We start from the raw sequence: 13,059 nt of genomic DNA, 5'->3' as shown, positions 1-13,059 counted from the left end.
ATTTAAGGCCCTTGACTCATCTGCTATACTCATTGCTAGTACGGCGAGTTACGTCGGAATGTACGCCTGTGGAGATCCTGTAAGACCTGGGAAACCAGGCAGGTTGTTCGTTGAAGCAGGAACCGAATACCAGATATGGCTTGTCCATCTTTGGGGAAGTTTCGGATAACGGTCCCTCCATAGGATCAACATCAGTGGCCTGGTCCCCGATGGCAAGCGCATCGCTTCCGCCGGGAAAGGTGGTGTACATGTCTGGGATGCAGTTGACGGTAGCCATCTCTTCGTCTATACGGGGCATGCTACTGATATACTGAATGAGGCCAGTCAGGCTGTATGGTCTCCTGATGGCAAGCGCATTGCCTCTCACGGGTTTGGGGGGCCGGTACATGTGTGGGACGCTGCTGATGGCAGCCATCTCTTCGTCTATAAAGGGCATACTGATACTGGGAATTCCATGCAGGTCACATGGTCTCCTGATAGCAAGCGCATTGCCTCTGGCAGTCCTGATGGTACGGTACATGTGTGGGACGCTGCTAATGGCAGCCATCTCTTCGTTTATAAGGGGCATCCCCATTATATAACCTCAGTGGCCTGGTCCCCCGATGGCAAACGCATCGCTTCTGGCAGTAATGATCATACGGTACGCGTCTGGAATGCACAATGATGCACCTCTGCATTCATCGGAGCCTCATGAACTATGCTGCAAATTTCATAGGGATACTTACATGAAGAGAAACAAAAGATAGAGCATGATACGAATGCCTGGTCATTACGAGAACTCTTCTATCAGGAAAAAGCAGAAGTAGTAAACAACGATTTGTTGCTGAAGGCACTAGGTAAAACACTTCGCTTCTTCTGGAATATGCGCTTAAAGCAGCTTTTTCCTGAGAAGGAGTTTATAATCAAATTGGAAGAGGCAATAGCAGGCAAGAATGGTTTAAGTATTACGATCTACGAAAAATAGCATTTCCGTGTGAAGTTTTTGCCCTTAAAAGGGAGGTGTACGAGAGATATTACGATCTTCTGATATCCATGGCTATGAAGCAAAAGGTATGGCCAGGGGTACTGATGGGTATTCTTATGAGCGAATATCTAGCACAAAAATGCAGGATACGGTAGCACGGATTATGAGGCGCAATTGAAAAACCGGAAGTATTCAGTTTGGATTGAAGCGGTACACTGGACGCCAGGGACATGGTCCTATGAAGATACTGATACTGATGTTATTGTTACATGGGAGGATGGAGACCGTTGAATTGCAACAGCAGTGATCTATAAACATATATCGACTCTGGTTGAGAAATATCAGAGGACTGGTGAAAATCTTCATGGAGCTTACCTATGGGTGAGCGATATGATTTTGGTGGATACTGCAACAAGGCAACGTATTGAAGAAATTATCCAAGATCTTCTTGAGTCGGGAGATTTTCAAGCAACATTTACGCAACTTCCTCCAGAGGAATAACACAGTGTGGATTTCTATCCTATTTTTACTTTTCCTCTTGCAAGGTATGGATTGACTCCAACAAATGACGAGTCAAATTTTAAGGGAGTTCTATGGAGCGTTTAGACTTGGATAATTTACTCGATGAGGCTGCCCATGCTTCGGCTGAAAGAGAAAAACAGATTATCTTTTTCTTAGTCCATAAAAACGGTCAAGTACTTCCTCTACTGAGAGAAACCGTTATCCGAAACCTACCCATTTGTGGACAGAGCCAGAAACGGCGTTCGGTTCCTGCTTCGACGAGCACTGCCTGGTACCCCGGGTCTTACGCACTCTCCACAGGCGTCGATTCCCGCGTAACTCGCGGTACTTCATCTAAGGCCAATGCCGCCAAGTTCCTGGCAGCATTAAAATCACGATCCGTCACCTTGCCGCAGCCCTCACAGACAAAGAGACGGTCAGATAACTGCAAATCCTCTTTCACCCACCCACACACATGACAGGTCTTCGACGACGGTTCCCAGCGTGAGGCCAGGAGCACCTCACAGCCTGCACACTGCGCTTTGTAGAGGATCTGCCGCTTGAACTCGTACATGCCCACATCCGCAATCGCTCGTGAGAGCCTGCGGTTCTTGAGCATCCCTTGCACATTGAGATCTTCCAGCACAATCACACGCGGTCGCTCTTGATCGGGCGCGGGTTCTCGCCACGATCTGAGACGTCGCTTTGTGGAGGGCATCTTGACGCACGTTGGCAATGCGGGCATGCATGCGAGCAAGGGTGCGTTGCGCTTTCTTGCGGTTGTTGCTCCCTTTCTTCTTGCGCGAATGCCGCCTGCACGTCCGTTTCAAGTGCGTGATCTTTTTCCTCAATGCCTTGGGATTGTCAAACGTCCTTCTATCAGAGACGACGGCTAACATCTTGATGCCCAAATCGACCCCGATCGCCTCACCGGTTGCAGGTGTTGGCTCGGCTTGCTCCTCATGCACGCAGATGGAGACAGACCAGTGCCCGCCATGCTCTGCGATGGTCGCAGATCCAACTTTGACGTTCATTGGCAAGTAGTCGAGCTCTTTCAAGCGAAGTAAGCCAAGCCGTGGCAACTGGATCGCATCAGGATACACCCGAATGGTTCCTGTGAAGCGTGCCCCACTGATGGCTTTCTTCCGGCTTTTGAAGCGGGGATAGCCACACTTGCCTTTCCATGTGCCCGCTTTTTTGAGACGACATTTGCGAAAGAAGTGCTTGAAAGCGGCATCCAGGTCACGCAAACTCTCTTGAAAGGCACACTTACTGACCTCGCGCATCCACGGCAGAGAGGGTTTGAGGGCATTGATCTCACGATGCAGATCGATCGCGGTGGGCGTTTTCAGGCCGGCCTTGTAGGCTTCCTGTTTGCGACGAAGGCCATAATTGTACGCCCAGCGAGAGGCGCCGGCATGTTTGCTGCAAAGCGTCTTTTGCACATTATTGAGGTCAAGTTCTACCTGATACCCACGTACCATCTTCTACGTTTCTTCCTTTATCGTGAATGTAGAACAAATATACCACAAAAGCCGCTGCTGTTGCAAGGGAAGATATGTGCATGTTTGCCCTTATATGTCTCTATTCTTGAAAACAAATTATAGCCCTCAAAAAATCGCCAAAATCGCGCTGGATTCCAGCTGTAAAGGTTATACGAGCTATTGGTTCACCACAGAATGAAGAGGCTCTTCCTGAATTAGTCCTTGATCAAATTGGCGATATGAACTCACCTGCAAGGCAAGAAGCAGTACAAACTCTTCTAGGCATGGAATGGCACGTTGTGACAGCTCATCTCATCCATGTACTTTTAGACCAGGGAAAAACCATCCAAGATTGGGAGTACTATGCTGAGGGTCTTTGTTCCATGCTTGGAAAGATACCCGAAGTATACGCTAGTCACTGTGCACCAGTTATTGCCTGGCTACTTAGCCAAAGCGACTTGCCAGCAGATTTTGATCGAGCTTATTTATTTGAGGCATTAAAAACACTCAGCAAGGATACCATTACAGAGAAGGTGGCGAGAAAGCCCTGCTCATTGATGGCAGGGATGAATCGCCACATCCGCTCTCGTGCGCGAATGGAATAGCGTCGTGTGTGTTTTTCAATAGAACTTGTGTTCTTCTCCTCGTTCTGGTAGAATAGGGAGATCAGCACGACGTATCAGTGGGAATGGAGAGAAGGAGCCGACATGCCTGGACCACGCCAGAGACAGCAGAAGCCACCTCCTAAGGAGAAGCGACCGGCAACGCCGACCTTTCTGCTCGAATTACCCCTCGTCGTTGATCCAGGACAAGTCACTCGACTCCGCGCTCACCTGGAAGCCGCTCGTCACCTCTACAACGCCATCCTCTCCCAGGGGCAGAAATGCCTGCGCCGCATGCGTACTGACGCTGCCTGGCAAGCAGCTCGCGCTCTTCCTCGCACGCAGAAGACCCAACGAGCAGCAGCGTTCTCTGCCTTGCGCAAGCAGCACGGGTTCACCGAGGCGGCATTGCATGAAGCAATCAAAAGCTTGCGCGTGGGATGGATTGCCGAACACATCGAGGCGGTGCTGGCCCAAACGCTGGCCACCCGCGCCTATCGTGCTCTCAATCGTGTCTGCCTGGGCAAGGCCAAACGCGTGCGTTTCAAGAGCCGAGGGCGAGGCTTCTGCAGCATCGAGAACAAGCGCAATGACACTGGTCTGCGCTTTGTGTTGCAAGCCCCCGAGGAAGGCAATGATGGGCATCTGCTCTGGAATGGGGACCATCTCCCAGCCCGTATTGATTGGCAGGATGAAGTAGTGTGTCATGGTTTGAAGCACCGCATCAAATACGCTCGCCTCCTCCAGCGTCCTGCCAGCAGCAAGCGAGCGGCTGGAGCCGATGCAGAAGGGAACCGCTACTGTGTGCAGCTCGCCTTAGAGGGCACGCCTCACCGCAAAGCGAAGCACACCGTTGGGCAAGGAGTCGTTGGCGCGGACCTGGGTCCATCGACCCTGGCGCTCGTCCCCCAGGAAGGGGAAGCCAGTCTGCAGGTATTCTGTGCGGAACTGGCTCCTGATGCCAAAGCCATTCGTCGCCTGCAGCGGCAGATGGATCGGCAGCGGCGAGCCACCAATCCCGAGCACTATGACGAGAAGGGGCGCATCAGGAAGCAGGGCCCCAAGAAGCGACCGTGGAAACAGAGCAAGCGCTACCAGGCGACGCGACGGCGCAAAGCGACCAAAGAGCGCAAGCTGGCGGCGCATCGTAAGAGCTTGCATGGGCGTAAGGTCCATGAGGTACTGGCACTGGGCAAGACCATCATCCTCGAAAAAATCTCCTACAAGGCATGGCAGAGGCAATTTGGCACGAGTGTGGGACTGCGAGCCCCAGGGATGTTTGTAGCACTGTTGAAACGCACCGCCGTGCCCCCTGTGGGGGTTGCAAGCACGGGCGGCCCCCTGGTGGCGCGTCCCCACACGCACCACGGCACTGAGCCAGTGGTGTCATGGCTGTGGCAAGCGAATGAAGAAACCGCTCTCTCAGCGCTGGCACCACTGCGCATGTGGCATAGGTCCCATCCAACGTGACCTCTATTCGGCGTTTCTGGCCGCCTATCTTGATCCGACACATCCCATCCCCTCGTGTGCCCGATACGCGCTCGTATTGGGAAGGTGCGGAGGCGCGCCTGCGGGCAGCACACGAGTGTCTCATCCAACGCGCGAGAGAGGGGCAGGTCCTGCCCCGAAGCTTGGGTCTGACTCGAGCCAGAGTGCGTCTGCCCGAAAGTCCAGGGGAACCACCACTAGAGCCAGTTCTTCTCGCCAAAGGAGAAGAACTGGAAGCGTGGGCCGAACCCCTGGAACCTCCGCTGCTTTAGCACGGAGAGCTTTCAGCATCTCTTTGCGGTCTGTGTCAGCTTCGCTGGTACTGGGCCTCTATACCCGCTATCGAGAACGTTCCAAGGTTGGCCCTCCCCCAACATTGCCTTTCGACTTTCCAGCGAAGCTGGTGCGCATGCGCGACCTAGCGCACGCCGTTGGAAAGCAGGATCGACTCCTCGCTGAGAGGTAGCACCCCATCTTTCAGTTCCGACTCGGCTGTGTTCTAATGCCGGCGATGACGAGATCGAGCATGCGGTTGGCCCCATCAGGATCGGACGCACGTTCATTCACCAGGGCAATTCCGTAGACGAGTCGGATCACGTCGAGCATATGGACATCCGGGCGAATCTCTCCTGCGGCCTGGGCGCGCTGCAAGAGGACTGCTCCCGCCTCGTGCATCGCTTTGTTCGCCTCATAGATTCTCGTTCCCGGAACATGTTTGGCAGCCATGATGGCTGCTCCCATGCTCCGCCCGAAAGCCGCGAAGTCCATTTGGAGACGAAGCCAGCTCATCAAGGCGTCGAAAGGGACCGGAGCGCTGGCGAGTGCTTCAGCACGCGCCCTCAATTCATTGGTCTCATCCAGAAACACAGCTTCAAGAAGATCCTGACGCGTGGGGAAGTGGCGATACAGCGTACCGATGGCGACCCCAGCCGATTTGGCAATGTCCTCCAGGACGATGTCAGCGCCACGCTCTGAAACCGCGACTCGTGCCGTGTTCAGCAGGCTGGCATAGTTGCGCTGGGCATCAGCTCGCATAGGGCGGCTGGCTCGTGCAGGCTCGTGCATTTCATGTTCCTCCGTTCTCCTGGAGATACTGGTCCTTGACAAAGTGAGGGTCCCTCCGTTATTATACGAGAGGGTAACCTGAGGGTCCCTCCGTTTAGCATAAGGAGGCATCCTCATTTTATCACAGTCACGATTCATTTTTCAGGGAGAAGGAGAACTTTCCTATGCGAGTTTTTGTCACAGGAGCAACAGGCTACATCGGTTCCGCCGTCGTCCGGGAGCTCATTGGTGCTGGCCATACCGTTGTCGGCCTTACCCGTTCAGACAGGGGTGTCGAGGCCTTGAGGGAAGTTGGGGCCGAGGTGCAGCGCGGTATCCTTAACGACCTCGACAGCCTGCGCGCCGCTACGGCGGCGGTGGACGGCGTCATTCACCTAGCGTTTGAGCACAACCTCTCGGACTTCGCGGCCTCGCTCACCACCGATCTGCGCGCCGTCGAGACGATGGGGGCGGCGCTCGCAGGCACAGGTAAGCCATTCGTGATCACCGCGCACCTCAACGGGGAGGCATCGGAGAACGCGCTACTCGCCCTGGCGGGAGTGCGATCAGTGGTCGTCTCTCTCTCTCCGTCTGTGCACGACGAGGATGACAGGCACGGCTTCGTACCGAGACTGATCAACATCGCACGCGCGAAGGGCGTCTCGGCCTACATCGACGACGGGTCCAACCGCTGGCCCGCCGTTCATCGCCTCGACGCGGCGCACCTGTACCGCCTGGCCCTGGAAAGCGCCCCGGCGGGGTCACGGCTTAACGGGGTCGGCGACGAGGGTGTCCCCTTCCACGACATTGCCAGCGTCATCGGCCGCAATCTAAACCTGCCAGTGGTCAGCATTGCCCGCGAAGAGGCAGAGGCTCACTTCGGCTCTTTTCTGGGCAACGTGGTGGCAAGCGATTTCCCGAGGTCGAGTGCCCAGACCCAGGAACTCCTGGGATGGCGGCCTGTGCATCCGGGATTGCTCGCGGACATCGAGCAGCACTATGTCAACAACTGAGATAAGGCTCAGGATCACTCTTTATGGCAACAGGTCGTGAGGAGAAACGGACCTGGAGATTCAGAAACAGTTCTCAAGAAATCGAGGGAAAGCATGAAAGCAATCGTTCTCCACGAGTACGGCCCCGCGTCAAATCTCGCCTATGAAGATATCGCAGACCCCAGACCCTCCGAAGGCTCAGTGCTCGTGCGCGTCGCGGCCACCAGCATCAACCCTGCTGATTGGCGGGTACGCTCCGGCGCAGTCAAGGACTTCATTCCCATAGCGTTCCCCTACATCCCCGGCCTCGACCTCGCTGGCACCGTTGTCGAGGTGGGCGAGGGCGTCACCGGTTTCGAGCCTGGCGACCGCGTCATGGCTGTGGCTCGGTATACCTACGCCGAACTCTGTATCGTCAAAGCCACCGACCTTGTCAAGATTCCCGATGGTCTGGAGATGACCACCGCTGCCGCGCTTCCACTGGTCAACGTCACGGGTGATGCGATGATACGGCTTGGCGCCAAGGTCCAACCCGGTCAGACCGTCCTCATCACCGGGGCTTTAGGTGGCGTCGGTCGCTCAGCGGTCTTCGCAGCATCGCAGATCGGGGCTCGCGTCATTGCTGGCGTTCGTGGCAAGCGACTGGGCGCTGCTCGATGCCTTCCCGGAGTGAGCGAGGCCATCGCCATCGATGATGATGCAGAGATTGAGAAACTCGGTTCTCTCGACTGCGTCGCTGACACCGTCGGTGGGGAGCGCGCCGGCCAGCTCCTTGCCAGGGTCAAGGAAGGTGGCACGTTTGGTTGTTTCCCAACGCAAAACCCGCGAAACGCTGCGCTGCATCCTACTATTCAGATCAATATTGTTATCGCGCCAGTCAACTCCGTAACGATCTTGCGCTATGCAGAGGCGGTACGCGATGGCAAGTTGACGATCCCAGTCGAGCGTATCATGCCGCTCGCTGATGCTGCCGAAGCACAGGCAATCGCCGAAAAAGGTGGTACTGCCAAGATTATCCTCACCGCCTGAACACGCGCGATCTGGAGTGCCCGCGACCGCCACGGTTTTCATCACCGTGGCGGTCGCGGGCCGTGATCTCTTCAATTGCCACGGTTCGTTCGGTGTCTCACTGGTGAACTGGCCAAGACATGATGGCAGGACGACGTTGCAAAGGCACTCTCAGCTGCTCCTCTTTTCAGAGATGGTCGATTTCAACGCTTTGCGCTGATGCGTGTCCGTTTTGCCTCAAAAAGTATGCTGATGCGCACCAATGTACGAGCCATATGAACCAAAATCAGGAGCATCCTCCCATGAACAGAAACACATTGAACGACTTTCGTCACAAGATGTATCGGTGCTTTGGGAAAGCCAGAGATGCCCTGTTCAATCTGGTCGATGCGCTCTCCAGCGAAGCAGCAGCTCACAGCTTTCCCGAATTGTCGTTCTCTCCATTCTTTGAGCGGACCTGGGCCAGCTTGTACGAAGCTCTGGAAGACGGTCAGATCGATTCAGCGCGGCTGCGCGAGGTGTTTGTGGACTTCGCGCCCCTGCCTCAAGCAGGTAAGTTCGTGTTTCTGGGTGGGAACATCAGGCGTGAGTGCGCACCCGTTGGCAGTAGGCTCGTGCCTGCTCAATGCCAATGAACCCGGCAAGGATCTCCTCGGCATCAAACCGTTGTCCAGAGAGGGAGGGAATGCCCCCAGGGGCAAAGGCAAGGATGGCGATTGCTTCTGCAAGCTGATTGAACAGTGCCGCCGTTTCGCCTTCTTTTTCACTGCGCAACAATACCCAGCCACCTCGTTCAACCAGCAGAGCCCCAAATTGCCGAGCCGTTGCCAGGTTTTCGCTGGTTGACCCTCCTCGCTCATACCAGGCAAGGACACGAAGTGGCACTGCTGCCTGTAACGAGATGGCAAGCAGCGATGAGGAGAAAGGACTCTGGTCTGAGGACGCTGAGGCCGCTGGTGGTGGCGAAGGTGGCATTCCTGATGCTGCACCTGACTGGTGAGATGGTGCATGAATATCGCGTTGCGGTTTTCGGAGTTGACGTGCGCATCTGTTTTTCGGACATCGAGAAGATTTCTTTTATGCTGTGACAACACACAACGCTTCATCCTGCGGCTAATAGCAAGGTGGAGCGTTATGCACATGATCTGGATGCAGGGTTAAAACAAGTTTCTTGAAGAGGAGACAAATATCTCTTTCCGTTGGCATTTGTTGCTCTTGCGTTCTTCCTTCATTTCTGCTATAATTACTCCTTGTACGGTGAGTTACACCGGAATGCACGCCTGTGGAGATCCTGTAAGACCTGGTAGATCCAGGCACGTTGTTCGTTGAAGCAGGAACCGAACGCGAAATATGGCTTGTCCCTCTTTGGGTCAGTTTCGGATAACGGAAACTTTCACGTCCAGTTACGTATGGTCGGCGATGAAGTCACCTTCATCGCCGACCATACGTAAGTTTACCCCTGAAAATTGGTGGGACCGATCAGGCCGGGACCATTGATTCCAGCGGCCAGATATGTACGGATCTATCAGCATCTCCAGCAGCCAGACTCTGACCATCAGGAGACCACTTGACACACTCAACAGCACCATAGGCTGCATTGGTCTGAAGAACAGAGAAGGTGCGCTCGGTGTTCGCCTCCCAGATATGAATCGTCTTCCCTCTTGCGGTTGCAATATACTGTCCGTCTGGAGACCAGGCAACAGCACTGCCCCCTCCTAGTTGGGCCATCGAGATATCCACAAGGTGACCGGAAGCACCATTCCAGAGCTTTATGGTTTGAGAGCCGGTAATCACCAGACGGGCACTGTCGGGGGACCAGGCGAGGCTGGTCAGGTAGTTGGTTCCCTGGCCGATTTCGGTGGTGCTGCCATCGCTCAGATTGTATAATGTGACCAGGTAGGTTAACTCCTGTTCGTGACTAAATCCACTACAGCCGAGGGAGGCAAGCCGGGTACCGTCCGGAGACCAGGCAATATCCTTAGTCGCTATTGAATGAGCTGTTTGATATTGGAAAAGCTCGCGCCCGTCTAGTACATTCACCACAGATACCCTTCCCCGATAGAGTGGGACGGCAAGACGTGTACCATCTGGGGACCAGGATACTGCCGAAACGGGATCGCAAGCCTCGCACATGGCCTTCTTCTTGACACTTCTTTCCAGCGAATCCGCTTGAGGAAACTGCCACAAGCGTACCATCCCGACTCTGTTAGGGCTCCTGTAGACCACCGTTCCAACCGCCAGGTTTTTCCCTGTTGGAGACCAGGCAACGGAGCCAACATAACCCACCCTCCCCCACTGAGCCAATTCATCTCTGGTTGAGGCCCTCCAGAGGACTACCCCATCCCTAGACGCGGAAGCAAGAAACTGACTATCTGGGGACCAGGCAAGGCTCTCAACGCCCGTACCTGCGCGAGGGGACGTGATTTTGTGTATGAATTGGATGTGCTGCTTTTGCATATGCTTATTTCCTTATCGCCTTCTAAAAAGTTTTTGGGAAAAATCACTTTCTGAAGGGAGAATAGCAAGAGTTGCCGGCGAGCACAAGGAAATGCTGCACACATAGCCAGATAGAGCCCGGTACCAACTCACTTTCTTCCTTCAGACAGAAGAGCGTCACTGTATTATTCTCGCGCCCATTCAGGTCACTTTCCTCTTCCAGCTTTCTGCTCCTGGCTGTAGACAACCCCCCATTGTAGAAAAGAGAGTGCACAAAGCGATTGTGTATTGGCCGCAAAAAACCTTGCCACCCCCTACCTGATGCCACCAAATTTCTGTGATTGTACTTAGGAGGCCAATGCCCCCCTGGGGAAACATTGGATCATCCATCTGCTTGATGAGCAGCACTGGTGACAACGGCTCTCCATCAACAGGGTACAGAGCTGTGGCGCTCGCCGTAACATGAAAAAGGTCAAGGATCGACAAAAGTTTCCCTCACATCCTCCACGAAAAACTCCTCCGCCAAAGGGAGAAGAACGGTGGGTTTTACGCGAGGGAGGATGGAAGCTGACAAAAGACTGAGACCGTGTTTTGGAATACGAGGCGGTCATGCTGCATGGCCAAAAGAGCAAGAGAGGAGAAGTTTTTTCTGATCGACTTCTGGTAGACTATCCGTACTTGCTCTTTGCGCGTACCCTCCAGGTGATGATGGAAGCGGCGAAGCAGACACAGCGATCTGACCATCAAACCAAAGGAGATGCCAGAACGCTGAGTATGAGTGAGAAAATGGGAGATGGCTCACTAGCTTCAATTGAAGTACTATTATATAGTAAAAATACTCCTACTAAATAAGAAGAAAGGAACATTCATATGAGAAAAATAGTAACTTTTCTTTGGTTTAACGACCAGGCAAAGGAAGCGGTAGATTTTTATGTATCGCTGTTTGAAAATGCAAAAATAATAAACACATCATATCTCACAGAGTCAGTGGCAAAAATAGCCGGAAAGAATGCCGGAGATGTATCAACAATAGACTTTGAACTGAATGGCCAAAACTTTACTGCGCTAAATGGCGGTCCGATGTATACTTTTAGTGAGGCTATCTCAATAGCGGTAAACTGCAAAACTCAGGAAGAGATTGATTATCTTTGGGAAGCGCTATCCAAAGGCGGCGAAATAGTTTCTTGCGGATGGCTTAAAGATAGATATGGCTTAACGTGGCAGATTATGCCGGAAAGTCTAGACATCATGATGCGTGATCCAGACATTGCTAAAGCCGATCGGGTTAGCACTGCTATGCTTAGTATGAGTAAACTGAGTATAAGCGAACTCGAGAAAGCCTACAAAGGCGAATAATAATTTAACTAATACTACTCTGTTAGTTTCGCCAAGGGCGAAAAGTGTTGATGTGTTGGGTTTCGATCAGCCAGAAGATGAGATCCTGAAAGCGTCGAGCGAGCATGTGTCTATGACAAGATGGAGAGGGCTGTGGGAAGATTCGGGTCATGAAAAATTTGCGTAAATTCAGGGAATAGCTCATCACAGAGCGCAATGAGTTTGTTCTTGCGCCTGTTTTTTCTCGGACCAACTCGTAGCGGTGACGGATCAACCCTTTGAGTTGCATCGCTGCTGGTGTTGGTGGGACGGCTTGACGAACCAGTTGCAGCTTATCTGCTACCTGGACGCCCAGTTCCAGTTGGCTGTAAAGATGATTCGCCAGGCCAAGAGCATCCCGTTTATCGGTCTTCATCATGCCTGCAGGCCGCGTTCGGACATGCATCAGATACAGGGAAAGATCCGCTCCTCACCAGTACGCCCCTGCACTATTGCTTGTATCTGGCGCTCCTTCCCAGCAAGAAACGGAACATGGCGTGTTTTGCCTCCTTTCCCACGCCACACCCACACCTGGATGCCTCAATCAGGCAGCATGATAACATCCGACATCCGAACCTCTTGCGCCTCTCTGCGCCGTAGCCCTGTGGCATCCAAAAACATAAACAAAGGCTGCCAGTTCGCGGGTTGGAACGATGCTACCCGCTGCTCGGGATGGCGTGAACGACGAATGGCCTCCCGTCGGCGCGCCGGAAGCGTGACCTGTTGTGCCAGCGTTGGCGTTGAGAAGAAGAGGCGTAACACACTGCGCTCAGTGGCAAGTGTCCATGGGCTATAGCTCTTTTCGATACGCTCACGCAGGTAGGCACATGCCAGTTCTTCTGCGCACCGATCGATGTCCTTTAAGCGACTGAGATGATATCTGGCACGTACCCAGTTGAGAAACTGTTCCTGGTAGACGGAGCGTGTTTTGTACGACAAGATCCTGCCTGTGGTGAATGCCCAGGTGGATTCCCCGGCACGACGGCAAAGCGCTTTGGCCTCTCCCCGGCTCTCTCCAATGGCCATAAGGCTGTCGAAGCGCTCCAGGGCTTCTTTGATCAGGATTTTTCGATGTACACGTCCTATGATGATTCCCTCCTGTTCTGCCAAAAATGGGCAGAGCAATGCTCACCCGACTCCAATCGGTAATTGGTTCAGCTGTTGTG

General features: G+C 53.7%; 14 protein-coding genes and 1 pseudogene. 7 read left to right on the top strand and 8 right to left on the bottom strand.

The genetic code is table 11. The annotated features are described in order from the left end of the window. Window positions 1–16: 16 nt before the first annotated feature. Complete coding sequence (locus K3T82_RS39525) at window positions 17–436, bottom strand: hypothetical protein (RefSeq protein ID WP_220199051.1); 420 nt, start codon at window positions 434–436, stop codon at window positions 17–19. Window positions 437–454: 18 nt separating this feature from the next. Here K3T82_RS39525 and K3T82_RS39520 point away from each other — a divergent pair, with 18 nt between their 5' ends. Beyond that, window positions 455–664: a WD40 repeat domain-containing protein gene (locus K3T82_RS39520; RefSeq protein ID WP_236031831.1), complete on the top strand. Its 210-nt coding sequence runs from the start codon at window positions 455–457 to the stop codon at window positions 662–664. Window positions 665–1,769: 1,105 nt separating this feature from the next. Here the strand turns inward: K3T82_RS39520 and K3T82_RS49435 are convergent. Both K3T82_RS49435 and K3T82_RS39510 read right to left on the bottom strand, forming a co-directional pair. Continuing rightward, a complete protein-coding gene (locus tag K3T82_RS49435; protein WP_268886723.1) occupies window positions 1,770–2,084 on the bottom strand; it encodes a transposase in 315 nt (104 codons plus the stop codon). Further along, window positions 1,987–2,949, bottom strand: coding sequence for an RNA-guided endonuclease InsQ/TnpB family protein (locus tag K3T82_RS39510; protein WP_220198992.1), 963 nt, complete (start codon window positions 2,947–2,949; stop codon window positions 1,987–1,989). The genes K3T82_RS49435 and K3T82_RS39510 overlap by 98 nt, the downstream gene beginning before the upstream one ends. 299 nt (window positions 2,950–3,248) lie before the next feature. On the opposite strand from K3T82_RS39510, the gene K3T82_RS39505 reads away from it, so the two are divergent. Together K3T82_RS39505 and K3T82_RS39500 are read left to right on the top strand one after the other, a co-directional pair. Beyond that, window positions 3,249–3,554, top strand: a complete 306-nt coding sequence (locus K3T82_RS39505) for a hypothetical protein (RefSeq protein ID WP_220198991.1) — start codon at window positions 3,249–3,251, stop codon at window positions 3,552–3,554. Between the two features lie 102 nt (window positions 3,555–3,656). Continuing rightward, window positions 3,657–5,311 (top strand): annotated as a pseudogene (locus K3T82_RS39500) (nuclease/transposase family protein). Window positions 5,312–5,516: 205 nt separating this feature from the next. On the opposite strand, the gene K3T82_RS39495 reads toward K3T82_RS39500, so the two are convergent. After that, window positions 5,517–6,104 (bottom strand): TetR/AcrR family transcriptional regulator, encoded by a 588-nt coding sequence (locus tag K3T82_RS39495; RefSeq protein WP_220198990.1) that lies wholly within the window; start codon window positions 6,102–6,104, stop codon window positions 5,517–5,519. A 164-nt stretch (window positions 6,105–6,268) separates the two neighbouring features. Here K3T82_RS39495 and K3T82_RS39490 point away from each other — a divergent pair, with 164 nt between their 5' ends. The 3 genes from K3T82_RS39490 (at window position 6,269) to K3T82_RS39480 (ending at window position 8,718) form a co-directional block, all read left to right on the top strand. Beyond that, the gene (locus K3T82_RS39490) at window positions 6,269–7,096 is read left to right on the top strand and encodes an SDR family oxidoreductase (RefSeq protein WP_220198989.1); all 828 of its coding nucleotides are present in this window, start codon (window positions 6,269–6,271) and stop codon (window positions 7,094–7,096) included. A gap of 93 nt (window positions 7,097–7,189) precedes the next feature. Beyond that, a complete protein-coding gene (locus tag K3T82_RS39485) occupies window positions 7,190–8,104 on the top strand; it encodes an NADP-dependent oxidoreductase (RefSeq protein ID WP_220198988.1) in 915 nt (304 codons plus the stop codon). A gap of 281 nt (window positions 8,105–8,385) precedes the next feature. Next, window positions 8,386–8,718 carry a hypothetical protein gene (locus K3T82_RS39480; RefSeq protein WP_220198987.1) on the top strand — a complete coding sequence of 111 codons (333 nt, stop codon included), beginning with the start codon at window positions 8,386–8,388 and terminating at the stop codon, window positions 8,716–8,718. Here the strand turns inward: K3T82_RS39480 and K3T82_RS39475 are convergent. Together K3T82_RS39475 and K3T82_RS39470 are read right to left on the bottom strand one after the other, a co-directional pair. Further along, entirely contained in the window at window positions 8,663–9,058 is a 396-nt protein-coding gene (locus K3T82_RS39475; RefSeq protein WP_220198986.1) for a hypothetical protein, read from the bottom strand. The genes K3T82_RS39480 and K3T82_RS39475 overlap by 56 nt on opposite strands. A gap of 504 nt (window positions 9,059–9,562) precedes the next feature. After that, window positions 9,563–10,540 carry a WD40 repeat domain-containing protein gene (locus K3T82_RS39470; protein WP_220198985.1) on the bottom strand — a complete coding sequence of 326 codons (978 nt, stop codon included), beginning with the start codon at window positions 10,538–10,540 and terminating at the stop codon, window positions 9,563–9,565. 849 nt (window positions 10,541–11,389) lie between these two features. On the opposite strand from K3T82_RS39470, the gene K3T82_RS39465 reads away from it, so the two are divergent. Then, window positions 11,390–11,875, top strand: a complete 486-nt coding sequence (locus K3T82_RS39465) for a VOC family protein (RefSeq protein WP_220198984.1) — start codon at window positions 11,390–11,392, stop codon at window positions 11,873–11,875. A gap of 22 nt (window positions 11,876–11,897) precedes the next feature. On the opposite strand, the gene K3T82_RS39460 is transcribed toward K3T82_RS39465, so the two are convergent. Beyond that, entirely contained in the window at window positions 11,898–12,272 is a 375-nt protein-coding gene (locus K3T82_RS39460; protein WP_220198983.1) for an IS110 family transposase, read from the bottom strand. Between the two features lie 161 nt (window positions 12,273–12,433). Continuing rightward, window positions 12,434–13,018, bottom strand: coding sequence for a hypothetical protein (locus K3T82_RS39455; RefSeq protein WP_220198982.1), 585 nt, complete (start codon window positions 13,016–13,018; stop codon window positions 12,434–12,436). Between the last annotated feature and the right edge of the window lie 41 nt (window positions 13,019–13,059).

Origin of the sequence: Ktedonospora formicarum (assembly GCF_016587355.1) — a bacterium.
GTDB lineage: Bacteria > Chloroflexota > Ktedonobacteria > Ktedonobacterales > Ktedonobacteraceae > Ktedonobacter > Ktedonobacter formicarum.
This window is presented reverse-complemented; position numbering and strand designations above follow the sequence as displayed.

Coding starts and splice junctions, on each gene's coding strand:
- K3T82_RS39460 (WP_220198983.1), bottom strand. CDS start 12,272: ATGATGAAGACCGATAAACGGGATGCTCTTGGCCTGGCGAATCATCTT.
- K3T82_RS39520 (WP_236031831.1), top strand. CDS start 455: ATGCAGGTCACATGGTCTCCTGATAGCAAGCGCATTGCCTCTGGCAGT.
- K3T82_RS39510 (WP_220198992.1), bottom strand. CDS start 2,949: ATGGTACGTGGGTATCAGGTAGAACTTGACCTCAATAATGTGCAAAAG.
- K3T82_RS39475 (WP_220198986.1), bottom strand. CDS start 9,058: ATGCCACCTTCGCCACCACCAGCGGCCTCAGCGTCCTCAGACCAGAGT.
- K3T82_RS39525 (WP_220199051.1), bottom strand. CDS start 436: ATGCCCTTTATAGACGAAGAGATGGCTGCCATCAGCAGCGTCCCACAC.
- K3T82_RS49435 (WP_268886723.1), bottom strand. CDS start 2,084: ATGCTCAAGAACCGCAGGCTCTCACGAGCGATTGCGGATGTGGGCATG.
- K3T82_RS39465 (WP_220198984.1), top strand. CDS start 11,390: ATGAGAAAAATAGTAACTTTTCTTTGGTTTAACGACCAGGCAAAGGAA.
- K3T82_RS39490 (WP_220198989.1), top strand. CDS start 6,269: ATGCGAGTTTTTGTCACAGGAGCAACAGGCTACATCGGTTCCGCCGTC.
- K3T82_RS39480 (WP_220198987.1), top strand. CDS start 8,386: ATGAACAGAAACACATTGAACGACTTTCGTCACAAGATGTATCGGTGC.
- K3T82_RS39485 (WP_220198988.1), top strand. CDS start 7,190: ATGAAAGCAATCGTTCTCCACGAGTACGGCCCCGCGTCAAATCTCGCC.
- K3T82_RS39495 (WP_220198990.1), bottom strand. CDS start 6,104: ATGCACGAGCCTGCACGAGCCAGCCGCCCTATGCGAGCTGATGCCCAG.
- K3T82_RS39470 (WP_220198985.1), bottom strand. CDS start 10,540: ATGCAAAAGCAGCACATCCAATTCATACACAAAATCACGTCCCCTCGC.